Source organism: Sediminivirga luteola (assembly GCF_014639315.1).
Lineage (GTDB): Bacteria > Actinomycetota > Actinomycetes > Actinomycetales > Brevibacteriaceae > Sediminivirga > Sediminivirga luteola.
Genome location: NZ_BMFY01000021.1, coordinates 24,420 through 48,215, shown reverse-complemented (window position 1 = coordinate 48,215; position 23,796 = coordinate 24,420). Strand labels below are relative to the sequence as shown.

Annotated in this window: 20 protein-coding genes; 10 read left to right on the top strand and 10 right to left on the bottom strand. The window is 69.2% G+C overall.

Translation table 11 applies throughout. The features are described from left to right. Nucleotides 1-46 precede the first annotated feature (46 nt). A complete protein-coding gene (locus tag IEW13_RS16455; protein WP_188551999.1) occupies nt 47-295 on the bottom strand; it encodes a hypothetical protein in 249 nt (82 codons plus the stop codon). Between the two features lie 9 nt (nt 296-304). Further along, nucleotides 305-661: a hypothetical protein gene (locus IEW13_RS16450; RefSeq protein ID WP_188551998.1), complete on the bottom strand. Its 357-nt coding sequence runs from the start codon at nt 659-661 to the stop codon at nt 305-307. Nucleotides 662-839: 178 nt separating this feature from the next. Here IEW13_RS16450 and IEW13_RS16445 point away from each other — a divergent pair, with 178 nt between their 5' ends. Beyond that, entirely contained in the window at nt 840-1,133 is a 294-nt protein-coding gene (locus tag IEW13_RS16445; protein ID WP_188551997.1) for a hypothetical protein, read from the top strand. 308 nt (nt 1,134-1,441) lie between these two features. On the opposite strand, the gene IEW13_RS16440 is transcribed toward IEW13_RS16445, so the two are convergent. The 3 genes from IEW13_RS16440 to IEW13_RS16430 form a co-directional block, all read right to left on the bottom strand. Then, a complete protein-coding gene (locus IEW13_RS16440) occupies nt 1,442-1,819 on the bottom strand; it encodes a hypothetical protein (protein WP_188551996.1) in 378 nt (125 codons plus the stop codon). Nucleotides 1,820-1,886: 67 nt separating this feature from the next. Next, nucleotides 1,887-2,045, bottom strand: coding sequence for a ribonuclease PH (locus tag IEW13_RS16435; protein ID WP_229745268.1), 159 nt, complete (start codon nt 2,043-2,045; stop codon nt 1,887-1,889). Nucleotides 2,046-3,072: 1,027 nt separating this feature from the next. After that, nucleotides 3,073-3,702, bottom strand: a complete 630-nt coding sequence (locus IEW13_RS16430) for a type IV toxin-antitoxin system AbiEi family antitoxin domain-containing protein (protein ID WP_188551995.1) — start codon at nt 3,700-3,702, stop codon at nt 3,073-3,075. Between the two features lie 1,723 nt (nt 3,703-5,425). Between IEW13_RS16430 and IEW13_RS16420 the strand changes: the two genes are divergently transcribed. After that, nucleotides 5,426-6,739 (top strand): LCP family protein, encoded by a 1,314-nt coding sequence (locus IEW13_RS16420; RefSeq protein WP_188551993.1) that lies wholly within the window; start codon nt 5,426-5,428, stop codon nt 6,737-6,739. A gap of 9 nt (nt 6,740-6,748) precedes the next feature. Beyond that, nucleotides 6,749-8,782, top strand: a complete 2,034-nt coding sequence (locus IEW13_RS16415; protein ID WP_188551992.1) for an FAD/NAD(P)-binding protein — start codon at nt 6,749-6,751, stop codon at nt 8,780-8,782. A 120-nt stretch (nt 8,783-8,902) separates the two neighbouring features. Here IEW13_RS16415 and IEW13_RS16410 read toward each other — a convergent pair whose 3' ends face one another. The 3 genes from IEW13_RS16410 to IEW13_RS16400 are packed head-to-tail and all read right to left on the bottom strand — an operon-like array spanning nt 8,903 to nt 11,684. Continuing rightward, nucleotides 8,903-9,808 (bottom strand): M23 family metallopeptidase, encoded by a 906-nt coding sequence (locus tag IEW13_RS16410; RefSeq protein ID WP_188551991.1) that lies wholly within the window; start codon nt 9,806-9,808, stop codon nt 8,903-8,905. Beyond that, on the bottom strand, nt 9,805-10,377 hold the full coding sequence (locus IEW13_RS16405; protein WP_188551990.1) for an ArsR/SmtB family transcription factor: 573 nt from the start codon (nt 10,375-10,377) through the stop codon (nt 9,805-9,807). The genes IEW13_RS16410 and IEW13_RS16405 overlap by 4 nt, the downstream gene beginning before the upstream one ends. 26 nt (nt 10,378-10,403) lie before the next feature. Beyond that, nucleotides 10,404-11,684, bottom strand: a complete 1,281-nt coding sequence (locus IEW13_RS16400) for a CaiB/BaiF CoA transferase family protein (protein WP_188551989.1) — start codon at nt 11,682-11,684, stop codon at nt 10,404-10,406. A gap of 332 nt (nt 11,685-12,016) precedes the next feature. Here IEW13_RS16400 and IEW13_RS16395 point away from each other — a divergent pair, with 332 nt between their 5' ends. After that, nucleotides 12,017-13,117 carry a phosphotransferase enzyme family protein gene (locus IEW13_RS16395; RefSeq protein ID WP_188551988.1) on the top strand — a complete coding sequence of 367 codons (1,101 nt, stop codon included), beginning with the start codon at nt 12,017-12,019 and terminating at the stop codon, nt 13,115-13,117. 27 nt (nt 13,118-13,144) lie between these two features. Here the strand turns inward: IEW13_RS16395 and IEW13_RS16390 are convergent, their stop codons facing one another. Further along, nucleotides 13,145-15,409, bottom strand: a complete 2,265-nt coding sequence (locus IEW13_RS16390) for a YhgE/Pip domain-containing protein (RefSeq protein WP_188551987.1) — start codon at nt 15,407-15,409, stop codon at nt 13,145-13,147. After that, nucleotides 15,406-18,252 (bottom strand): MMPL family transporter, encoded by a 2,847-nt coding sequence (locus tag IEW13_RS16385; protein WP_188551986.1) that lies wholly within the window; start codon nt 18,250-18,252, stop codon nt 15,406-15,408. Before IEW13_RS16385 ends, IEW13_RS16390 begins: the two co-directional genes overlap by 4 nt. A 413-nt stretch (nt 18,253-18,665) precedes the next feature. On the opposite strand from IEW13_RS16385, the gene IEW13_RS16380 reads away from it, so the two are divergent. The 6 genes from IEW13_RS16380 to IEW13_RS16355 all read left to right on the top strand — a co-directional run bounded on the left by IEW13_RS16380 (nt 18,666) and on the right by IEW13_RS16355 (nt 23,790). Next, nucleotides 18,666-19,352 carry a TetR/AcrR family transcriptional regulator gene (locus IEW13_RS16380; protein ID WP_229745267.1) on the top strand — a complete coding sequence of 229 codons (687 nt, stop codon included), beginning with the start codon at nt 18,666-18,668 and terminating at the stop codon, nt 19,350-19,352. Nucleotides 19,353-19,759: 407 nt separating this feature from the next. After that, nucleotides 19,760-21,937, top strand: coding sequence for a glycogen debranching protein GlgX (glgX, locus tag IEW13_RS16375; RefSeq protein WP_188551984.1), 2,178 nt, complete (start codon nt 19,760-19,762; stop codon nt 21,935-21,937). Nucleotides 21,938-22,226: 289 nt separating this feature from the next. Then, nucleotides 22,227-22,556 carry an ArsR/SmtB family transcription factor gene (locus IEW13_RS16370; protein ID WP_188551983.1) on the top strand — a complete coding sequence of 110 codons (330 nt, stop codon included), beginning with the start codon at nt 22,227-22,229 and terminating at the stop codon, nt 22,554-22,556. Beyond that, complete coding sequence (locus tag IEW13_RS16365; RefSeq protein ID WP_188551982.1) at nt 22,549-22,983, top strand: SRPBCC family protein; 435 nt, start codon at nt 22,549-22,551, stop codon at nt 22,981-22,983. The genes IEW13_RS16370 and IEW13_RS16365 overlap by 8 nt, the downstream gene beginning before the upstream one ends. Nucleotides 22,984-23,020: 37 nt before the next feature. Continuing rightward, on the top strand, nt 23,021-23,380 hold the full coding sequence (locus IEW13_RS16360; protein WP_188551981.1) for a nuclear transport factor 2 family protein: 360 nt from the start codon (nt 23,021-23,023) through the stop codon (nt 23,378-23,380). 14 nt (nt 23,381-23,394) lie between these two features. After that, nucleotides 23,395-23,790, top strand: a complete 396-nt coding sequence (locus IEW13_RS16355) for a TfoX/Sxy family protein (RefSeq protein ID WP_188551980.1) — start codon at nt 23,395-23,397, stop codon at nt 23,788-23,790. Nucleotides 23,791-23,796 lie beyond the last annotated feature (6 nt).

Below are 23,796 nucleotides of genomic sequence, written 5' to 3'. Positions count from 1 at the left end.
CCCAGACCGCGAGCGCGGTGGGGCTTTAGTGGGTTATTCGGTTAGGTCAGGTGGTCTGCGGGACCGGGTGGCGGCGGCGTGCAGCCTCGATCTCCGCGGTGATGATGTTGTCGGCTTCGCGTTCGAGGTCGGCGGGGATTGAGATTTCGCCTCGGTCGACCATTCCCAGGATGGCGGCGATGGCGTCCTCCCAGAGGGCGCCGGTGTAGTCGTCGCGGATCATGCGGAGCTCTCGGGTGTCTCCCGTGGGGACGTACTCCCGAAGTGCTTCAGCGACCTCCTGTGCTGTCCTCATGCGGCCAGTTTACCGCCATAGGTAGGTCATCGGGTCGATGTGTTCCCCGAGCGTGTGGATGGTGCGGACGCTCGGGAACGCGCCGTCGTTGAGGACGACCCTGTAGACGCGCCCCTGGTACTCGGTGTGGAGCTCGACAGTCCCACGAATGGCCCTGGGTCCGCGTGGGTCTCGGTAGACCTGTTCGAGGATCTGGTTCAGGTGGCAGGTGACGTCCTCGGGGTCTCCCCAGGCTGGCAGCGGTGTCTTGCCGGCGGGGCGGTTTCGGCCGTGCTCCTTGATGATGTGGTCCACGTCGGCGTCTGTGACGGTCCGCGGGAAGCGTCGCCGCTCCCAGGGAAACTGGGTGCCGTCGCTGAATGTCACTCGCTCGTACGGGTCGAATGGGTCTTCGGGGAAGCCGGATGCCGTGGCCGCGCCGCGGCCGGTGGAACATCAGCTCCGTCTGCCCGATGGCCAGTGACGACACCGTGCAGATCAACCCGGACGCCTCGATCGCCTCCGCGCCCCGAGCCGCTGCGTGTACACCTAAGGAGCCGATAAAATGCCCGAAATGAGGTACCTGGACTATGCGGAGCTCGCCGAGCGGCTCCTCGCAATGGCAGAGGAGCGCCACGGCACGCAGTCCAGCGAGCGTTTCCTGCTCGGCCAGGATCCCGCAGTACTGTTCACGGGACTCGTGGTCGACAAGGTAACTGTCTCCCAGGGACTCTACGAGAACATCGTCAGTGAGATGACGGCACTCATCGCCAGTGAGACCGACCCCTGGATGCGCGGCGACCACCAGTACTGGGTCGACCAACTCACAGAGCTGCAGAAAGCCGCCACCGCCACCTAACCGGCCGCGCACCTCAGCCCACAGGAAGGAGAACACTCTTCGGGGATCACTCCCGCCTCCGCGGGCAGCACCCGGCCGGCACTGTTGTGCAGGTGGCCCCTGCCGGCTTCTACCATGACGGCCTCTAGGCGTTCGATCGCCGCGGCGGGGGCTTGGCGAGCACGTTCACGGTCACGACCAGCGGTCAGGAGCTGGCGCTCCTAGGGCTCAGCCCGCTCGTGGTTGCTCATATCCGAGAGCACACAGCCTCCGTATATTGCGGTGGCTCGGTCGTGCGCCAACGCTGCCGGAGGACGTGACTGGCGACGCTACCCGTTGACGAGCTGGGCGGCGCGCTGCTTCGACACTCCCAGCGCGTAACCGGTGTCACGCACTGATAGACCAGAAGCACGGAGCGCGCGGGCTGCCTGGCGGGCCTCCTCAGCGGCCGCCCGGTTTGCTCGGGCTGATTCCTCCCTGAGCCGCTTAGCCGCTTCCATGTGATCGCGCGCCTCATCGGGGATCACAGGCACGATGGTGACCTCAACTTGGTCCTCGGGCACGCCAGCGACGTAGGCGATGGCCTCGGGCATGATCCGCTCGGCTTCCTCAAGGGAAACTGCTTGAGACAGCGCGCCCGGCACCTCGTCGCACTGGAGCGCCCACCAGCGGCCCGTGCGGGTCGCGGTGACTGTGTATCGGGTCATTTCCTCCACCATCCTTTCCCGAGTTCATCGGCGTACTGGTCGAAGAACTTCCGTGCCGTTGTGTCGTCTATCTCGTTATGACGCCTATCTCGTTATGACGCCCCAGGGTGGAACGTTTGGAGCCCACGCGAATACCGGTGTGGTTGGTGAGCTCGGTGACCTCGAAGTCTTTACCGGCCTTCTTGGCTGCTTGCTTGAGCTTTTTGATCACCGCTGCGCGCTTCATGAGTATAGTCAATCCCGCACTTGACCATCAAGTCAAGTGCGGGATGTACGGAATGGTACCGCCGCACTGGCGGCACTACTCGGTTCGATCGTGTCGAGCAGTGCGGTCGCAACGCTCCTTGACGATCTATTGGGCCGCCTTGGCGACAGCGACACGGGTGGCGGGCACGTGACTACTCATCTCCGAGCGGTACGTGAAGGCCCTTAGCCTCATCGTCGTTGTCACGACGGGCCCTTCGCCGGTGGGATCGGCACTCGATCTGGTGGATTTCCTCTCGGCTACCGGTTACGCCGGCCTCGGCATGCCCATCATTACTGATGCAGGGAACTTCCTCCTGCCGATAGGTGCGCTACCGCGCTCTGCCTCGGCGTATAGCTCCTGCCGAAACCACCTCTTCGCTTGTTGAGGCCACTCCCGCATCCGCGGGAGTGGTCCGGGCCATAGCGGCGTAGCGCGTCCCCCACGACTGTGGGACCGTGAATGAAGTGACTGGATCCGCTCGGCGGACGACTCGTTCCACTTCGACCGCGAGGTGAAGCTCGGCGAGGTTGATCCGCGGCTCTACGACTTCGATCGTCCCTACGGGTGGGTGTTCTACTGCGAGATCTACTGCCACTTCACCAAGCTTCTTGCCCGAGACGTGAAGATCAGTGACCGAGCTTGGACACCGGGCTGATTGCCGCCTTGCCCGGTAGGGCGGGCGCGCTTCAGTCGGAAGATGACGTGGTCCCCGAGATCCTGTTCAGCCATTTCCACGAGGGCGTCTTGGGCCTCATCGAGATCCCGGCCGGTGGTGACTAGATCCACGTCTTTGGTGGTGCGAGACTCAGGGACCCGCGCCAGCATCCCATGCCGCCCTTCAGGAGCCATTCGCTGCGCTCTTCCTCTGCGAACACACGGGTGAGAAATCGGTCGAACTGAGCAAATCGCAGATGGTCTTGAATGCTGGTCCCCGGCGCCTTCTTGGCGGCTTACTTGTAGGCGGCTGCCAGCGCCGTCCAGCTGCCGTACTCAGCCTCCTGGCCCATCAGACTCCCGCGATCTCGTAGAGGCTTTCTCTGAGCTGCTGACCGGTGCGAACTCCGTTGCGCGTGGCCAGAGACTCCAGGTAGCGATCAAGTCGTGTGAGCGAGACTACCTTTCCGGCGTGCACGGCGTCGGCGACGACATCGCCGACCAGGGAGAGATCGGTGTTCTTGGCGACAAGATCAGCGATGGTCTGTTCCACGGAGGTCACTGGCATCCCGTCGATGAACGTCACCTGCTCGCGAGTCAGCTTCCGCACCTTCGTCAGGGTCTCCGGAAGCCGGGTGCGGCGCCGCTCAGGGACGGCAAAGCGGAATCCGCCGGTGTAGAGATCGCCAATCTCGTGTAGCTCAGCTGCGGTCTCCTCCATCGCTACTGCGGCGGAGACGCCGTCGGCCGTTCGGTCCAGACCGCCCAGCGCCAGCCACGCGACACGGAGATCGTCTCGACTGTCTGAAGGGGCTCCTGCCATTCGGTAGATCCCTTTGGCCATCCGCTCGATCGCTCCTGCCGATGCCAGACGCGAGAGCTGCATTCGCTCTACGCCCACGGACGCTGCCTGGGCGGTGGTGAACATGCCCCAATGCTGTTCCGCGAGCGGGGCTATCACCGCAATCACTTTCGCTGTCATAGCCACGATTGTAGCGTATAGTGATACAATCGTGGCATTCGATCAGCTGGTGTGGCGGGGCAGGGATCTCAGGCTGTGCAGTCGGAGATGTCGGGATCACCCCCGCGTCCGCGGGGAGCACGACGAGCTGTTGTCAGGCCGGCGGATGCCGGTGGGATCACCCCCGCGGACGCGGGGAGCACGCAGGGCGGAGGGACGGCGGCCTGTGCTGCCAGGGATCACCCCCGCGTCCGCGGGGAGCACTACGTGGGCAACGCGTCCCCGGGCCTGCCGATGGGATCACCCCCGCGTCCGCGGGGAGCACACTTCCTGACCAGGGACTTCTTTCTACGGTACCTCGGTTTAGCATCGGTTTCGACGGCACCAGCCGATCCCGGGGGCCAGTGAACACCCGGCGAAGAACCGGCAAAAGACCGACAAGACGCCAGCAGGACCCGCTATTCCAAGCATGCGATCCACCATTGCACCCCCATCACGAAGACAGGCCCGTACAGAAGGCCTTCGACACGCCCAGGGAGAGCGCAGCGGGCCACCAGCATCCGGTCACATAGGCACACGTAGAATGACCCGGAGAAAAGTGCGCCCGGCGTGAGCGAGCCGCGGGGAAGCCATCGGAGCCGCAGCAGTCGGCCACCAGCGGAACCGGTCTGCTCGACGTGCGCATTCCCACGATCATGGAGGACGGTGTGACCCAGCCACCGGGCGACGATTCGCGCAGCGAGTACCGCGCATCGGCGCGGCCGCGCCTCCGCTCAGACAACACCGGCGCCAGCAGCGGCCAGGGTTCTGCCCCGCTTTCACGCCGTGAGCGCATCCGGCAGGAACGCCAGCGCTCAGCGCCCAGCACCGCCGCCCATGGCATCCCCTCCGCCGACGTCACCGGCGAGCGCGGGCCCGTCGCCGGCGAGGACGGGCCCCACACCGGTAAGGACACGCCCCTCACTCGCGACGAGCGGCTGGACTCCACGAACGCTCCCGCCGGCCCGGCACGTGGTCCCGGGGACAGCGACTTAGCCCCCTACGCCGGGCGGGCGCCCGGACCATCGGGACGCGGTCCCCTGCTCGACCCCGACGAGGACGACGCCGGCCCGGAGATCTACGCGCCCCCGGCCGGCCCCGTCTCGGTCGCGTCCAGTTACCTCGCCGCGCGCAATGGCGCCACCAGCCCCGCAGCCGCCGCTGGTTCCGCCGCAGCGGTGACGGGCACCGCAGGCAATGTCGCCCGCACCGCCGCCGCGGAAGCAGCAGGTGCCGGCGCGGCCATCCCAGGAACCACAGCTGACGCCGGCCCGGGCGAGCCCATCGGAGCAGACGACGCCGACGCACCCCTGAGCCGGCGCGCCCTGCGCGACCGCCAGACGCGGAACCGCCGCCGCAAGGCCGACGCGGCCGCCGCCCACGCCCCGACCGAGTCGAGCGACACCCGCGCCGCAGGGGCAGCGTTCACCGAGGACGATCCGGAACTCACCACCGGTGACGACGGCCGCAGCCGGCACAGCACCCGCCTGGGCGAGGGATTCAGCGAACTCGTCACCTGGACGACCGCGGGCACGTTCCTTCCCGGCAGCGGTCTGATCAAAGCCGGCCGCAAAGGCCCCGGCCTGTTCATCCTGATCGCGTTCCTGGGGCTGATCGCTGCCGGCATCGGCTGGTTGCTGTGGCGCGGCCCGCTGGCCGTCGGCGCGCGCATGNGTGGCGCGGCCCGCTGGCCGTCGGCGCGCGCATGACCACGAGCCCCACCTATCTGCTGGCCATCGCCATCATCGCTGCCCTGGCCGGACTGATCTGGATCGGCATCATACTGGCGACCTACCGGAATCTCCGCGCACCCATCCTGCTCTCCCGGGCGCAACGGGCGCTCGGCGGCATCATGGTCGCGTCCCTGGCCGTCATCATCGGCGTTCCCGCCGGCGTCGTGTCGTCCTACGCGCTCATCCAGCGCAGCACCATCTCCACCGTCTTCGGCGACGCCACCGGCAGCACCGTCGCGGCGGAGGATCTCTGGGCCGACGAACCCCAGGTCAACGTGCTCCTGCTGGGTCGCGACGACGGCGAGGACCGTACCGGCGTCCGGCCGGACACCATCCTGGTCGCCTCGATCGACACCGCCACCGGGGACAGCACCCTGATCAGCGTGCCCCGCAATCTGAACCAGCCGATCTTCCCGTCCGGAAGTGCCCTGGAGGAACGTTTCCCCTACGGGTTCGACGCCTTCGGGCCGCAGGAAAGCATGATCAACGCGGTCTGGACGTGGGCCGAGGGTGAGCCGCAGGCGGTGGACAACCCCGCCGCCCTGGAGCCGGGCATGTGGGCGACCATGCAGGCCGTCGAAGGGTCCCTCGGGCTGGAGCTCGACTACTACGGCGCGGTGAACATGAAGGGCTTCGAGGACCTGGTCGACTCGATCGGCGGAGTCCGCATCAACGTCGAACGTCCCATCCCGATGGGCGGCGGCACCAACCAGAACACCGGCACCAAATACCCGATCTTCAACTGGATCGATCCCGGCGAGCAGGTGCTCGACGGCTATGAGGCGCTGTGGTACGTCCGCTCCCGTGAGGGCGCCGACAACTACGACCGGATGTGCCGTCAGCAGCGGATGCTCAAGACCACCCTGGACCAGGTGGACCCGCACGAGGTGGCGATGGCGTATCCGCGTCTGGCCGGCTCCGCCACCCGCAACATCCAGACCGACATCCCGCAGAACGAGGTCGGCGCCTTCGTCGAGCTGGCGCTGCGCATGCAGAGCGGTGAGATCAAGTCCGCCCAGATCAACAACGATGTCATCGCCACCGGGAACCCCGACTGGGACGAGCTGCACGCCTGGGTGCAGGAGCAGCTCGATCCGCAGGAGCCCTCGCAGGCCGAGGAAGCGACCGGTGAGGAAGCCACCGAGCCTGCCCCGGAGGAGACCGAGGAACCGGCCGAGACGGAACCGCCGGCACCAGGCATCGAGACCGAAGAGGGCATGTGCTTCCCGCAGGGGTACGACCCGAACGTGCTGCCCCAGGGTTACACGCCGGGCGCCCAGGGCTGACCGCCGCCGATGACCACCGTCGTCGTCATCGGAGCCGGACCGCGCGGCACCACCGTCCTGGAGCGCCTGGTCGCTCACGCGCACACGATGCCGCCGCCCTCTGCGCCGGTCCAGGTTCATCTGGTCGACCCCTTCCCCCCGGGGCCCGGCAGGGTCTGGCGCACGGATCAGAGCGCCGAGCTGCTGATGAACACGGTCCTGGAAGAGCAGACCGTATTCCCTGATGAGAGCGTCGCCGTCCGCCCCCGGCAGACGGGGCCGACGATGGCGCAGTGGGCGAGGGGGGTCCTCGCAGGGGAGATCCCGGCCACCGATGAGGCACGCGCCGATCTGCGGGTGCTCCCCTCGCCGGGGTTCCCGCCCAGGCGCCTCTACGGGCACTACCTGGCCTGGGCCTTCGAGCGGATCGTTAAGGACGCGCCGGCCTGGATGACCGTGACCGTCCACCGAGCAGAGGCCCTGGAGGTCCTTGATGCACCGGACACCCGCGCGGAGCATCCCCTGGCGGGTACGACTCCCGGCGCCGGTCCGGACTCTGCTGCCGGCCAGGTTCAGGATCAGCTCGTCCGGCTGGATGACGGCACCGATCTACTCGCCGATCACGTCGTCCTGTGCCTGGGACATCTGCCGGCCCGCCCCGCGCAGAACCGGCAGGACCTTGCCGCGTACGCCGGGCGGGGCGGTCTGGCCTATCAGCCTCCCGCGCTGCCGGCCGAGGTCGACCTGGACCGGATGGCGCCTCCGGGCACCGAGGTGATCGTGCGCGGCTTCGGCCTGAACTTCTTCGACCTGATGGCGCTGGCCACGACCGGCCGCGGCGGACGGTTCACCCGGGCAGCCGACGGCGAACTCGTGTACCGGCCCAGCGGGCGCGAACCGGTGTTCTGGGTGACGTCCCGGCGGGGCGTGCCCTACCGCGCCAAGCCGGTCATCGACGGCCGCCCCGTGCCGCAGGCGACCCTCCGGTGGACCACCGTGGGACGGTTCCGTGACCTGGCGGCGCGCCTGCGCCGGGACCAGGAGGCGGGCTGGGGCGCCCCGGCCGGAGGACCCGCCGCTCCCCCGGCTGAGGCAAAGGAACTGGGCGGGACGCTCGGCTTCAACCGGGACGTGTGGCCGCATGTGCTCGCCGATGCGCGCCTGGCGTACTACGGCACCCTCGCCCGGGTCCGGCCGCAGGCCTTCGAAGGAGACCCGGAAAGCTTCCTGAACGGTATCGTGCCGGAACGGCACGCCTCGTTTCCCGAACTCGAGGCGCGGTTCGTCCCGGACCCGGCCGACCGGCTTGACTTCGACGCCCTCATCAGCCCGCTGAAGGACCGCCGCTTCGGCTCCCCGGAGGAGCTGGAGGCATGGATGCGCGGTTTCCTCGAGCGGGACATCGCCGCCGCCCGTGCCGGTGCCGATTCGCCGCTGAAGATGGTCCAGGTGAGTCTCACCGCCGCGCGCCTGGTGGTCAAGGAACTCGTTGCCGACGGCCTCATCGAGGAGACCAGCTTCGCGGACGAGCTGCGCGGATGGTTCGAGGATTTCGTCGCGGGCCTCTGCGACGGCCCTCCGGTGGAGCGGATCGAGCAGGCTCTGGCCCTGCACCGGGCAGGTCTCCTCCGGTTCGCCGGTCCGGCGGCCGTCACCGGGGATGTCGGCACGGCGACGCCGGCCTTCGCGCTGCGGCGACTGCTGGCCGACGCCGAACCGGTACGCACCACCCACCTCATCGAAGCGGCCTCCCCCGCGAACCGGGTGATGCTGGCCGAGGACCGCCTGCTGCGGTCCATGCTCGACGCCGGCCGGGTCCGGGCGCGAGAGTCGCAGCTGGCCAATGGCCGGTTGTACCGCGCCAGCGGTCTGGAGGTGGCCGGGCCCGCGCACCGCACGGTGAACGCGGCCGGCGAGGTTCACCCAGGCCGTTACGTCCTGGGCCTGCAGCTCTCCGCGGTGCAGTGGGGCCTGGCGATCGCGGCGCAGCCGGGCACGAACGCCCCCAGCCTGCGGGACGCCGATGCGATCGCCCGGGCGGTGCTCGGCCTGCTGCCTGGCTGAGCTCCGCCCGCTGCGCGCTCTGCGCCCGGACGGAGGCGACGCCCCCTTTGCGTGGCGCAGAGACTTGCACGACGCGTCCCGTCAGGCCCGTTGCCCCATTGCCGGCGCCATGCCCTCCGGTCAACGCGGCGAGCCGGCGTCCTCGGGCACGAGCAGGTATTCGCCGCTGTGCGGCACTCCGGCCAGGTTCATGCCGCTGTCCCGGTGGGCATACGGCTCCCAGATCGGATCGTCGCGCGGCCCGATCTCCACGGCCGCGAACTCGAAGGGGATGCCGGCAGCGGTCAGCAGCGAGGCCCGGTCCATCAGCTGAGCGTGCAGATGCGGCTCGGTGGTGTTGCCGGAATTCCCGCATTCGCCGAGCAGCTGCCCGGCTTCGACCCGCTCGCCGCGGCGCACCCGCAGGGAGCCACGTCGCAGATGCGCGTAGGCGGCATAAGCACCGTCGTCGTGCCGGATCACCACGTGATTGCCGAGCACCCAGAGCGGACCGCCCAGCTGCCGGACGTTGCCCTCCACGAACAGCCACAGGTGCGCCCATCCGGACGTGCGCGAGCGGTGATCGCGCTGCCAGCCGCAGGTACGCACGACGGTACCGGCGGCCATGGCGTGTATCGGCGCGCCGAAGGCGGCGAACGCCTCCGGGGGCACCATGCCGCCACGGTCATAGGGCGGGTCGGGCCCCTCCGCTGGGCGGGCGGCCAGGTCGATCGCATAGGCCTGGCCGAAGATCCTCACGCCGTGGCTGGGCACCGCACTGCTCGGGGTGTTGAGCGCCAGCCAGCGGCCCCGCACGGGCGCCTGCAGCGTGCGACGTTCGTGGCGGGGGTGCAGCTTACCGCCGAGCAGGGAGAGCAGCAGCATCGCACCGATGCCCGCCACCGCGCCGTAGACGACCACGGGCCAGACCACCGGCAGAGGCTGCGGCAGTCCGGCGATGTTGCGCACGGCATTGACCAGGCAGATGACGAGGCCGACGGCGATGACGATCAGCCGGACCCGGTAGACGCCTCGTAGAACCCTCATACCGGGCGCACCCCCATCAGGCAGACGAGCAGCGGCACGACGCGTTCCGGCGGCACCTCGTAACGCCCGCGGCCGCGCTGGCGCAGCCACCCGCCGGCGATGAGCTGCCGCAGATGATGGTGCAGCTGCCCCGTCGTACCCAACCCCTCGAGCTCGGTCAATGCGGCCGTCGTCTCGACTCCGTGCAGCACCTGCCGCAGGAGTTCCAGCCGCACCGGGTGGCTCAGGGCCGCCAGCGCCGTCACCCGGTCGGACCAGTCCTCCTGCAGAAGCGGGCCGGCCGGTGTGCCGTACTGCCATTCCACCGGGCCGGCCGGAAGGGTGACGCTGCCGAGCAGCATGACGGCGCCGGCTTCAGCGCCCGCTTCAGGCCCCGCCTCGTCGAGCCGCGCCCGTAAGCCGTTCAGCGCCCAGAAGACGTCGTCCTCGGGGGCCGCATCCTCGTCTGCGGGCTGCTCCGGCCCTATCGCGCCGGCTACGCCGCGGGCTGCACGCGCCTCCAGCGCCTCGACCCGGGCGCGCAGACCTTCCAGTTCCTCGGCCAGCCGCGTAGCGTCCTCGTCTGTCATGCACCCTATAGTACCGAATTACGTAATTACGTAGAACCCCCATCTTCGCCGGCGACCGCCGCGATGCGCTCCGGATCGTAACCCAGCAGTCCGCTGAGCACCTCTTCGGTGTGCTCGCCCAGGTCGGGGCCGACATGCCGGATCGGCAGGGAGGCATCGCCGCCGATGACGGGGGTGACGCCGGGGAAGGCGACCTCCGCCTGCTCATCGCCGATGGTGGTCGTCCGGGTCTGGATCATCCCCCGGGCACGCAACTGGGGATCGTCGAGCAGGTCCGGCGCGGTATAGATCGGCCCGGCCGGCACGCCCGCCTCGTCGAGGACGGTGAGCGCCTCCGCGCTCGGCAGGCCCGCCGCCCACGCTCCGATGGCCTCGTCCAGCTCGTCGCGGCGGTCCCAGCGGCCCGCGTTGCTCTGCAGGCCCGGGTCCGTGGCGAGATCGGGGCGGCCGATAGCACGCATGTACCGCTGGAAGATCGCGTCGCCGTTGCCGGCGACCACGATGGACTTCCCATCGGCGCACACATACGCGTTCGACGGCGCGATGCCCTGCGTCCGGCCGCCGGTGCGGGTGCGGACCTCGCCGTAGGCGGAGTAGTCCGGCACGAGGGATTCCATCACGGAGAACATCGCCTCGTTCAGCGCCACGTCCACGATCCGCTGCGGCAGGCCGGTGCTGTCCCCGGAAGCACCGGCCGCGCCGCGACGGGCTTCGCGCCGGTAGAGGGCCATGACGATGCCGAAGGCCGCCTGCATCCCGGCGATGGAGTCGCCGATGGAGATGCCCACCCGTACCGGCGGCCGGTCCGGATCGCCGACGAGTTCGCGGAACCCCGCGTAGGCCTCGGCCACGGCGGCGAATCCCGGCCGCGCGGACATCGGGCCGCTCTGCCCGAAGGCGGAGATCCGCCCGATGATCAGCTCGGGGTTACGGAAGTTCATCTCCTCCGGGCCGATCCCCCAGCGCTCCAGGGTGCCGGGACGGAAGTTCTCCAGCACGGCGTCGCAGTGCGGCACCAGGTCCAGCACCGCCTGCCGCCCCTCGGGGGACTTCAGGTCCAGCACGATGGACTTCTTGTTCCGGTTGAGGGTCCGGTACAGCATCGACGTGGTGCCGCGGTAGAGCCGCCAGTTGCGCAGTTCGTCGCCGGTGCCGGGCCGTTCGACCTTGATGACTTCGGCGCCGAAGTCGGCCAGCATCCGCCCGGCCGTCGGCGCGGCGATGTAGTTGCCCAGCTCCAGGACGCGCAACCCGCTCAACGGCAGCGCGTCCTCCGCGGTCCCGGGTGCCTCCGGGGTGTCTGACATGGGAACTCCTCGTCTTCCTCGACGTGCCGCCAGACTATCGCGTGCCGGAGGGGACAGGCCCGGGCAGGCGACCAGCCAGGGTGTGGAGCCTGAGTGCCAACGATGGAGGGGCCGGCCCGGGCAGGCGGCCAGCCGCCAGGTCCGCGACGGCCGCGTGGGACCGGCACGCGTGCATCCGCGGCACAGCGCGGCTTTACACGGACGAGACACGGTCCTCATCGCGGTGAAACGTGCGTCCCTCACAGTGGTGTCTAAAGGGACGGCGCGAGGTCCCTGGTGGGCACCGACGTCCACAGGGGAACCCGTGCCAGGACCCGAACGAGGGGAGCAGCATGAGCGTCGCCGGACCCGCCGGGCCGTATGGACGGTCCCCGCTGCCCCAGCCGTCGGCGCGGCCCGCCCAGCCCGATCCGGCCGGGCACCCGCCGCTGCCCGCTCCGGTAGAGGCCGGGCACTGGGCCCGGCAGTGGTCCACCGCGCTGCAGTGCTTCGATCTGGACGCCGGCCGCTTCGAGGTGAGCCTGCTGGCCTATGCAGAGAACGCCACCTACGACTGCCTCGACAGGCACAGCGGCGAGCGCCTCGTACTGCGGCTGCACCGGCCCGGAGTGCATCAGCTGGTGTACATCCGCAGCGAACTGGCGTGGATCGACGCGCTGCGCCGTGATCGCGCCGTGCACACGGCCGGGTTCCGGATGGCCGCCCCGGCCGAAGCGGTGGCACGATTCCGCGGTCCCGAGGGGCAGATGCTGCATGCGGCACTGTTCGAGCATCTCCCCGGCCGGGAACCCGCGACGGAGGATCTGCCGGGGACCATGGCGCTCATCGGCGCCCAGACCGCCCGTCTGCACGCCCATGCCCGCGGATGGAATGCGCCGCGCGGATTCGACCGGCCCATCTGGAACGTGGACCATCTGATCGGCGATACGGCTCCCTGGGGCTGCTGGGGGCAGGTGCCCGAGGCACGCACGGAGGAACGCACGCACCGGCTTCTGGAGCGGGCCGAATCGAAGATCCGCAACGAGCTGGCCGCCTACGGCACCGGCCGGGACCGCTTCGGGCTGATCCACGCGGATCTGCGCACGGCGAACTTCCTGGTGGACGGCTCCCGCACGGCCGTGATCGACTTCGACGACTGCGGCACCGGCTGGTTCATGTACGACCTGGCCTGCACCCTCTCGTTCCGCGAGGACGATGCGCGCCTGCCCTCATGGGTGGCGGCGTGGCTGCGCGGGTACACCGGCAGCGCGGAACTGGGCCGGGAGGATCTGGCAGTGCTCCCGTCGATGCTCATGCTCCGGCGGCTGCAGCTGCTGGCGCGCGCCGGGGCGCGCCGCCATCCGGCCGTCGTGGACGGCGGCTTCATCCCGGCCACCGCCGCCCTGGCCGAGCGCTACCTGGACGGCGGCGTGCTGGCGGGCCTGGCCGCCTGACCGTCAGGCCAGCGCCTCGGCCAGCTGTCAGGCCAGCGCCTCGGCCAGCTGCCCCCGCGAGACGGTGCGCTTCCGGGCGATCGCCAGCCAGCCGGCGGTCACCGCCAGGACGAACCAGATGAACAGCGCTCCGTAGGCGGCTCCCAGGCCCGGGGTACCGGCCACGATCGAGGCGACGCCGTTGAACACCGGCGTCAGCGGCAGCGCCGGCTTGACCGCCATGAAGAACCCGGGCACGGCGGAGAGCACATGCGCCGCGGCGCCCAAGACGGCCAGCAGCACCGCGACGAACCGGCCCGCGCCGCCGAACCACGCCACCAGCGCATGGTGGATCGCGGCGAAGACGGCGCCGGAGACGATGGCGAACACCAGCAGGGTGCACAGATCAGCGAACCCCAGCTCCAGCACGCTCTGGGCCAGCAGCACGAGCGCCACGGCCTGGACTGATGCCAGCAGCACACCCGGCAGCAGCGCACGGGCCGCCAGCGCCGCCGAGCTCGCGGTGCTGCTCAGCGCGCCCGCGCTCACCGCCCGCAGGATCAGGTAGGTCACCAGGCCGCCGATCCACAGAGCCAGCGACAACAGCAGGGCGATGGCGGACGAATCCGCGAAGAGGCTGTCATCGGCGTCCTGGGAGATGGGCTGCGAGACCACCTCGGAGAGCCGCTCCCGGTCCGGGGCCGTGTACGAGGGGATCTCCTCTGCGCCCGAGGCGATCCCGGAGGCGAACTGGTCGGTGCCGTCGGCCAGTTCCCCGGCGCCCTCATCGAGCTGGGACAGTCCCCCGGCGAGTTCACCGGCGCCGTCGGCCACCTGGCCGACCCCGGCGGTGTACTCCCCCAGTCCGGTCGCGAGTTCCCCCGCTCCGGAGGCCAGCTGACCGGAACCGTCGGCGGCCTGTCCGATGCCCTCGGCCAGGGCGGGCATGCCCTCGGCCAGCTGTGAGGTGCCGTCTGCCAGCTGGCCGGCCCCGTCGCGCAGCTGCGCTCCGGCCTGGCTCAGCTGCCCGGCGCCCTCGGCGGCCTGCTGCAACTGCTCCAGAAGCTCCCCGAGCCCGGCGGAGATTCCATCGGAGAGCTCACGGGCGCCCTCGGCGAGTTGGCCTGCGCCGCCGATGAGGCTGGTCCCGGTCGACGGGTCCTGCTGGTCCAGGCCCGCGGCGGCCTGGTCCAGACCTTCGGAGACGCCCGCCCCGTAGCCTTCGAGCCTGGCCTGGCACATCTCCGGCGTGTCCTGCGGGGTGCACAGTTCAGCGATCAGCTCGGCCTGTTCCTCCGGCGTCGGCGCGGGAGGATTGGCCGCCGCGTCCCGCAGGCCGGCCTGGTACTGGCGCAGCCCCTGGTCGAGCCCTTCGGCGCCGTCAGCGACCTGAGCGGCTCCGTCCTCGAGTTCCTGCAGGCCTCCGGCAGCGTCTTCCCCGCCGGCCTCGGAGAGCCCCTCGACGAGCTGGTCCACGCCGCGCGTGTACTCGTCCACGCCGGAGGACAGCTGACCTGCACCGTCGGCCAGCTGCCGGGTGCTCTCCGGCAGCTCCGCGGTGCCGTCCCGCAGCTGGCTCAAACCGCTGCTCAGCTCCCCCGCGCCGTCTGCCAGCTGGCTGGCGCCGCCGCTGAGCTCGCCACCGGCGGCGTCGAGCTCCTCCAGCCCGGACGCGAGTTCCCCGGCTCCCTGCGCGGCCTCACCGGTGCCGTCGGCGAGCTGCCCGGCGCCGGAGGAGAGTTCGTCGGCGGCGTCACCGAGCTCGCGCATCTGGTCGCCCATGTCGTTGAAGCCCAGATAGATGTTGTCCAGGTAGTTGCCGGTCAGCTCCCGGTTCATGGTGGAGGTGGCGACATCGGCGATGGTGCGCCCGATCATCGCGTCCGAGAGCGGCCCGACCTCGGAGGTGCGCACGTCGATGGTGGCCTGCCGCGCTTCGGCCGGGTCGTCCTCGCCGAAGGAGAGGGCGTCGGCGGAGAACTCCTCCGGGATGGTGACGACGGCGGCGTAGGTGCCGTCCTGGAGGCCCTCGCGGGCGTCCTCGTCGTCGGAGAGCACCCAGCGGAGGTTGTCGTCGTCGGTGTCGACGAGTCCCGCCGCCAGCTGGCGGCCCAGGGGCACCAGCTGGCCGTCCATCTCGACGGCCTCGTCGTTGTTCACCACCGCGGCGCGGACCTCGCCGAGCCGGTCGGAGGCGTTCCATGTGGCCCAGACGAATCCGCCTGCGATCAGGAACGGCACCAGGACGATCCCGAGCAGGGAGACCCAGGTGACGCGTCCTCCGCTGGCGCGCTCGAGCAGGTTCGGGGTCATCGGCGGGCTCCTTCCATGGCCGCGGCCGGGTCGCTGTGCCCGGAGGTGCGCGCGGCGGGTTCATCCGTGTCGACGATGCGGGTGGGCGTGCCCGGCGGCAGCAGCGCGCTCGCGGCGGCCGGCGTCCGGGCGCCCAGGACCAGGCAGCCGGGCGCAACGTCTTCTCCAGTGCGGCTTCCGCCGGAGAGCGCGGCGGCGGCGAGGTCCGCGGCGGCATCCCGGGTAGCGGTCCCGGTGACCGTGTCGGCCTCGTCCAGCAGCGTCACGCGGGGCCCCGATCCGGCACGGATCTTGCGGGCCAGGCCGTTCAGCTCGTTCGCGCCGGCGGCGGGCAGGCCCGGACGGCCCTCCGTGCCGGGCAGGTCCTGGAGGCTGCTGTGGGGCAGGACACGGCGCAGCTGACCGGCCTGCTCGGGCAGGACGTAGCCGTCGACCTTCAGACGGCCCTCGTCCAGGGGCAGCCGTCCGCTGAGTGCCAGCAGGACGGCGCGCCGGCCGCTGCCGGTGACGATGAGCGCCTCGCCCGGCGCTGCCGCGAGGGAGACGGAGGAGAAACCGCGGCCGTAGCCGGCGCCCCGGTCCAGGCGCAGGCCCAGGTCCTCGCCGTAGACCAGCCAGGGCGCATCGGGCGCGGGCCAGTCCTTGAGGGCGAGCTGGCGGGCCAGCGCCTCGCCTTCGACGTCGAAGGTCGGCAGCAGCCGGTCCAGCCACGGCGGAAGCCACCAGGCGTACCGGCCCAGCAGCGCCATCACCGCCGGGACGAGGGTCATCCGGACGATGAAGGCGTCGACGAACACCCCGACCGCAAGACCCAGCGCGATTGCCTTGACGACCGGCTCTCCGGCCGGGACGAACGCCCCGAAGACGGAGAACATGATGATCGCGGCGGCGGTGACGACCCGGGCGGAGGAGACGAATCCGGTCTCGATGGCGTGCCGCGCGTCCCCGCCGTGGACGTAGTCCTCTCGCATCCGGGAGACCAGGAAGACCTCGTAGTCCATCGCCAGGCCGAACAGGACGCCCATCAGGATGATCGGCAGGAAGCTGATGACGGGTCCGAGCACATCGATCCCGAGCGCCGCGGCGCCGTGCCCGTCCTCGAAGACGAGCACCACCACGCCGAAGGCGGTGATGACGCTCAGCAGATAACCCAGGGTGGCCTTCAGCGGCACCCAGATGGAACGGAACACCATCGCCAGCAGGAGCAGGGACAGGCCGACGACGATGGCGCCGAACGGCAGCAGCGCCCCGGCCAGGCGGTCGGAGACGTCGATGCCGATCGCGGTGAAGCCGGTGACGGCGGTACTGATGCCGTACTCGTCTTCGAACTGGGCGCTCATGTCCTGGATGGTGCGCACCAGATCCGCGGTCTCCGGGGAATCCGGCGCGGTCTCGGGGATGACCTGGGCGATGCCGGTGTCGGCGTTCATGTTCGGCGTGGCCATGGGCACATCCGCCACGCCGGGCAGATCCCGCAGCTCATCGGCGATGTCGTCCATGTCGCCGAGCGGGTCGGTGGAGGAGATGATGTCGGCCTTGACGATGAGCGGGCCGTTGTAACCGGGCCCGAAGTGCTCGTCGATGAGGTCGTAGGTCACCCGGGGAGGGGTGCCCTCCTCCGCGGTGGCGTTGGAGGGCAGCGCGAGCTCCAGGCGCTGAGCGGGGATGGCGAAGAGGCCGAGGCCCACCACGATGACGACGATGGTCAGCGCGGGGATCTTCGTGGCGGCCCGCACCCAGCCGCGGAAGAAGCGGCTGGCCGCGGTGGGACGGGGTTCGGGTGCCGGCTGCCCGGCTGCCAGCGCCTCGCGGACTTTCCGCGGGCGCAGCTTCTCCCCGCCGAAGCCCAGCAGCGCCGGCAGCAGGGTGAGGCCGATGAGCACCGCGATCAGAACGGCCGCCGCCGAGGCGACGCCCATGGCCGAGAGGAACGGGATGCCTGCGACGGAGAGGCCTGCCAGCGCGATCATCACGGTCAGCCCGGCGAAGACGACCGCAGAGCCGGCCGTCGCGGTGGATTGGGCGGCGGACTCCTCGGCGTCCATGCCGGCGGCCAGCTGGTCCCGGTGTCTGGAGATGATGAACAGCGCGTAGTCGATGCCCACCGCCAGGCCGAGCATGAGCGCCAGCATGATGGTGGTGGGATTGATGGTGAAGAAGAGCGTGGCGGCGGTGATGAGCGCGATCGAGACGCCGACGCCCAGCAGCGCCGTCAGCAGCGGCATGCCCGCCGCCCGGAGCGAGCCGAGGGTGAAGAGCAGCACGATGAGGGCGACCACGACGCCGATGGCCTCGACGATGCTCACGTGCACCTCGTCCATCTGGAACAGCTCACCGCCGGGGCTGGCCTGGGCCCCTGGCGGCAGCTGCTCCTGCAGCGCGGCCGCCGCTGCTTCGAGTTCCTCGGACGCGCTGGCCGGGAGTTCCTGGGTGCCCAGGTCGTACTGGACGGAGATGATGGCGGCCCGGTCGTCGTCGGAGAGGCTGGTGGTCCCGGCCTCGTCGCCGTAGGGGTTGCTGGCGATCTCGACGTGCGCCAGATCCTCGATCTCCTCGAGCGCGTCCTCGACCGGGTCCCGGTAGGAGGGCGAGTCGATGACGTCCCCCTCGGCGGTCACCACGATGATCTGCGCTGAGCCCCCGCCCACCTCGGGGAAGGTCCGGTTCAGATCGTCGAGCGCTTCCTGCGAGGGGCTGCCGGGCAGGGTGAAGGTGTTGTCGAAGCCCTTGGAGAACAGCCCGGCCACAGCGCCGACGATCGCCAGCACCAGCACCCAGGACGCCAGCACTGTCTTGCGGTAGCGGAAGCAGCGGCGGCCCAGGCGATAGAGGAACGACGACATGAGGGCAGCAGTCTCCTTACGGTGCACGGCCGACGGTGGCGATCCGGCGCGAGCGACTCAGGCGCCGGTGGAAAGTGGGAGCAGATCCCGGGGAACGCTCGATACACTACTGTATCGAATACATGAGTGTATCGTTGGCTTGCAGGGTAAAGTTCTCAGCATTCGCCAATGTACGCTCTGCCGGGCCCGCCTGGAAGCCGGTACAGCGCCGGCAGGGACCGCCAGGAACCGGCAGGAACCGGCAGGAACACACGTCCCCTGAGGATGAAGGCAACGCTCCTCAGAAGGGCGTTGCGAGCCGCCACCGAGCACCGTTCCCGGCCCGCGGACCGGGCACGAATGACCAGCGCCGCCACGACCCATACAGCAACAACCCGACACCCGCGAGCATCCCAGACCAGGACATACAGACAGTGAGCACGCAGCAGGAACGCACGAATCACGCCGCGGCACCGGCAGAGGTGCCGGCCGAGGCCCCGGAGGGTGCCATCACCGAGCGCAGGCGCCGCACCCGGGAGCGGCTGCTGACCGCCGCCCAGCACGTCTTCGCGCAGCGCGGCATCGCCGGCGCCTCCGTCGAGGAGATCTGCGAGGAAGCCGACTTCACCAGAGGCGCCTTCTACTCGAACTTCGGCAGCAAGGACGAGCTGATCGAGGCGGTCTCGCTGCACATCATCGGGCAGATCCAGCAGCGGGTCGTCGATGCCACCACCAGCTACCCGGAGATCACCGACGGCGAGGAACGGCTGCGCCGCTGCGTGGCCGAGCTGGCTTCAGCGGTGCCCCGCGAGCGGACCCTGCTGCTGACGTTCAAGGAACTCCAGCTGTATGCCGTCAAGGTACCTTCGCTGCGCAAAGCCCTGGTGGAGTACCAGGAGACCGAGATGTGCTCCATCTATGAGGCCGCGAAGGCGTTCGTCGCCGAATGCGGGCGTGCGTTCACCCTCTCGGACGAGGTCAGCCTGGACCTGCTCGCGGCCGCCTACGAGTTCGCGGTGCAGCGGGCCCTGGAGACCGCGGATCCGGAAGATCCGGAGGTCGTCTTCGACCTCTCACTGCTGGCCGACCTCCTGATCGCCATCACCCGCCCCATCGAGTAGGGCTGCACACGCCGGCAATGCTCGTCGAAGGCAAACCGCCCGTATATCGCCACTCCGCCGGTACGTCGTCACTCTCCAGGCCCGGGGGACGACGATATACGGGCGCGGCGACGACCTAAGCGGCAGGCGCGCGCTGAGAGCAGGCGCGGCACATGCCCCGGGGAGGCGGGCGGCCACCGGAGGGGCGGCATCGGCGTCCGGTGCCCTGGAGCGCAGGCGCGTATAGAGTGGACGCGTCCGGCGGCTACCACCCGGCCGCGGACCGCACGCCGTTCCGGCGGCGGGCCACACGGATGCCCCCGGCCTGGTCGGAGGCGCCCGCCGAGATGCTTCGACTGGAGGCCCGACGGGTGCGGCGCCAGGGCGTGACGACCGGACACGAGCGCACACGAACTGAAGGAGAGACCATGCGGGTATGGCCCGGCACCGCCTATCCCCTGGGCGCCACCTTCGATGGCTCCGGCACGAACTTCGCCCTGTTCAGCGAGGTCGCGGACAAGGTCGAACTCTGCCTCTTCGACGACGACGGCGCCGAGACGCGGATCGAGCTGACCGAGGTCGACGCCTTCGTCTGGCACTGCTATCTGCCCGATGTGGGGCCCGGCCAGCACTACGGCTACCGCGTCCACGGCCCCTACGACCCGGCCAACGGGAAGCGCTGCGATCCAAGCAAATTGCTGCTGGACCCCTACGCCAAGGCGATCTCCGGTGAGATCCAATGGGGGCAGCCAATGTTCTCCTACGATCTGGACTCCGGCGGTTCCGGGGAAGGGCCCGTGGCGGAGGACTCGGCCGGCTCGACTATGCGCGCCATCGTGATCAACCCCTATTTCGACTGGCGCGGGGACCAGCCGCCGCGCCACCCGTACTACCAGAGCGTCATCTACGAGGCGCACGTCAAGGGCCTCACCCAGCAGCATCCCGACATCCCCGATGAGATCCGCGGCACCTACGCCGCCGTCGCGCATCCGGCGATCGTCAAGCACCTCCAGCGGCTCGGCGTGACCGCCATCGAGCTGATGCCGGTGCACCAGTTCGTGCACGACTCCAGGCTGCTGGAACAGGGCCTGCGCAACTACTGGGGCTACAACACGATCGGTTTCTTCGCCCCGCACAACGGGTACGCCTCCAGCCCGGAGACCGGCAGCCAGGTGCAGGAGTTCAAAGAGATGGTCCGCGCCCTGCACCGCGCCGGCATCGAGGTCATCCTGGATGTGGTCTACAACCACACCGCCGAAGGCAATCACCTGGGGCCGACCATCTCTTTCCGCGGCATCGACAACGAGCACTACTACCGCCTGGTCGAGGACGACAAGGCGCATTACATGGACTACACCGGTACCGGGAACAGCCTCAACGTCCGCAACCCGCACTCCCTGCAGTTGTTGATGGACTCACTGCGGTACTGGATCCTGGAGATGCACGTCGATGGCTTCCGCTTCGATCTGGCCTCGACGCTGGCCCGGGAGTTCTTCGACGTGGACCGGCTGTCCACGTTCTTCGAGATGGTCCAGCAGGACCCGGTGGTCTCCCAGGTCAAGCTGATCGCCGAACCCTGGGACGTCGGCCCCGGGGGCTACCAGGTGGGGAACTTTCCGCCGCTCTGGACGGAGTGGAACGGCAAGTACCGCGACGTGGTGCGCGACTTCTGGCGAGGCGCCGATTTCACCATCGGCGAGTTCGCCTCCCGAATCGCCGGTTCCGCCGATCTGTATGCCAACTCCGGACGACGCCCTTTCGCCTCGATCAACTTCGTCACGGCGCATGACGGGTTCACATTGTGGGACCTGGTCTCCTACAACGAGAAACACAACGAGGCCAATGGCGAGGACAACCGGGACGGCGAATCGCATAACCGTTCCTGGAACCACGGCGTGGAAGGCCCCACTGACGACGTTGAGATCCTGGAGCTGCGCACCCGCCAGCAGCGGAATTTCCTGGCGACGCTGGCCCTGAGCCAGGGGGTGCCGATGATCTCTCACGGCGATGAGCTCTCCCGCACCCAACACGGCAACAACAACGCCTACTGCCAAGACTCGCCGCTGGCCTGGATCGACTGGGACAACGCCGATGAGCCGCTGATCGCCTTCACCGCGCACCTGTTCAAACTCCGGCACGAGCACCCGACCTTCCGCCGCACCCGGTTTTTCTCCGGCAAGGCGGTGCGCAGCGACATCGCCGACCCCTTGCCGGATCTGGTGTGGCTCAATACCGACGGCGAGGAGATGATCCTCGAGGACTGGAACTCCGGTTACGCCAAGTGCCTTGGCGTGTTCCTCAACGGCGATGCCATCCCGGGCACGGACCGGCGCGGCAACCGGATCGTCGACGACGATTTCCTGCTGTTCTTCAACGCGGACCTGTGCGAAGTGGAGTTCACCCTTCCGGACCGCGAATACGCCGACGTGTGGACAGTGGAGATTGACACCGCAGGTGACTGGGAAACCGGCCGGACGCTTCGCGCCGGTCAGCGGATCACGCTACGCGGGAAGTCAATGCTGATCCTGCAGGAAGGTCAGGACGAGAGCGACGACGCGCAGATGTCCGCCGAAGCCTCCGTCGCCTCCCGCAGCAACGGCGGCTGACCCCACCGCACAGCACGCCGAACCGCTCGCGCCACATGACAAAGACCCGCCGCGCGGCGATGCCGGCGGCGGCGATCCAACGCAAGCGGCGAATCGCCGCTGCGAGAGTTCACGGACGCCGCAGGTCACGTGTGCGCTGGCGGTGGCGTGGCGGCCGCGCCTCACCTACTGACACCCGGCCCTCGTCTTGGTGCGCACAGTCATCCCGGCACGCCCGGTCTACTGCACCTATGGTCATAAGTACAAATGCCTGCTTGTGTTATGCTGTGAGCATCACCAAGGAGGTCACATGGGCGCTGAGCAAGTCACCGATCTGGCCTGGCGCGCGCTGGCCGATCGCAACCGGCGTGCGATCCTGCGGGCGATCCGGGCCGGGCCGCAACCGGTCGGCGCGATCGCAGAACAGGTAGGCCTCTCGCAGCAGACGACTTCGCACCATCTCGGGGTGCTCCGCAAGGCGGGTCTCGCAACCGGTCATCGTGAGGGCACCCGCCACCTGTTCGCGGTCGACCCCGACGGGCTGGCGGCGGTGCGCTCATACGTGGACGATTTCTGGCCGCGGAAGCTGTCTGACCTCAAGACCGCCGTCGAATCGCGGTGGGAGAAAGCCGATGGCTGAGTTCCGGGACTTCATCGACATCGCCGCTCCGCCGGAAACGGTGTTCGAGTACCTGACCACCAACGAGGGGATGACGGCCTGGATGGGTCACTACGCCGACCTCGATCCGGCACCCGGCGGGAACTTCGCGGTGGACATCGCCGGCCACCCCGTGCGAGGCAAGTATCTGCACGTCGAACCCCCGAACCGCGTCGTGATGAGCTGGGGTTTCGCCGGCAGCGACGACTTGCCGGCTGGAACATCCACGGTTGAATTCCGGCTCACGCCGATCAGCGGGGGCACCAGAGTCGAACTGTGGCATTATGACCTGCCCGACACGGAAGTACGTGGCCACGCCGACGGGTGGGCGAACTTCCTCCCTCGTCTCGCCGTCGTCAGCGCCGGCGGCGACGCCGGGCCGGACGACTGGCAGCCGCTCCCGGACTGATATCACCGCATTCACGACACGAGCCAAGGAGAGCCCCATGACCCACGGCACCGCGTACGACATCGTGCAGAAGTACCACCGTGCTTGGACCAGCGGTGACATCGACACGGCGATGAGCTACGTCGCCGACGACATCACCTGCCGCGCACCGGGCGCCGATCTGAACGGCAAGGACGCCTACCAGGGATTCATCGGCGGTTTCGCGCCCATGCTCACCGGCATCGGTGACATCGCTGAATTCGTCGACGGAGACCGCGTGGCCTTGTTCTACTACCCGCAAACCGCGGTGACCTCCACGGCTCCGGCTGCCGAGCTCCTCACCGTCCAGGCCGGGAAGATCACCACGAGTGTGCTGATCTTCGATCGGCTCTCCTACAGCCCGCCCGCGCAAGACTGAACCGGGAACAGATCATGACTCCTGAGCAGACCAGCCTGGTCGAACGTGTGCGGAGCCTGATCGCCGATGAGCCACTCGTGCGCGAGGTGTCGATGTTCGGCGGCAGGTCGGTGATGGTGAACGAGAAGATGATCGTCAGCGCCTTGAAGAACGGTGGCCTGCTCGTCCGGGTCGACGCCGGCCGGCACGACGAACTTCTCGAACGGCCGGGGGCCGTGCAGGCGGAGATGGGACCGGGCCGCGATATGGGTCCCGGTTGGATAGAGGTCTCCGCCGAGGCGATCAGCGACGACGAACGGCTGTCGTCCTGGATCGGGATCGCCATGGATCACAACCGGACCGTGACCGGCGGACTCGCGCACACGCCGGGAACCGGCTCCGCTAGGCTGAGGGACAAGCCCGGTTCGTAAGCGAGA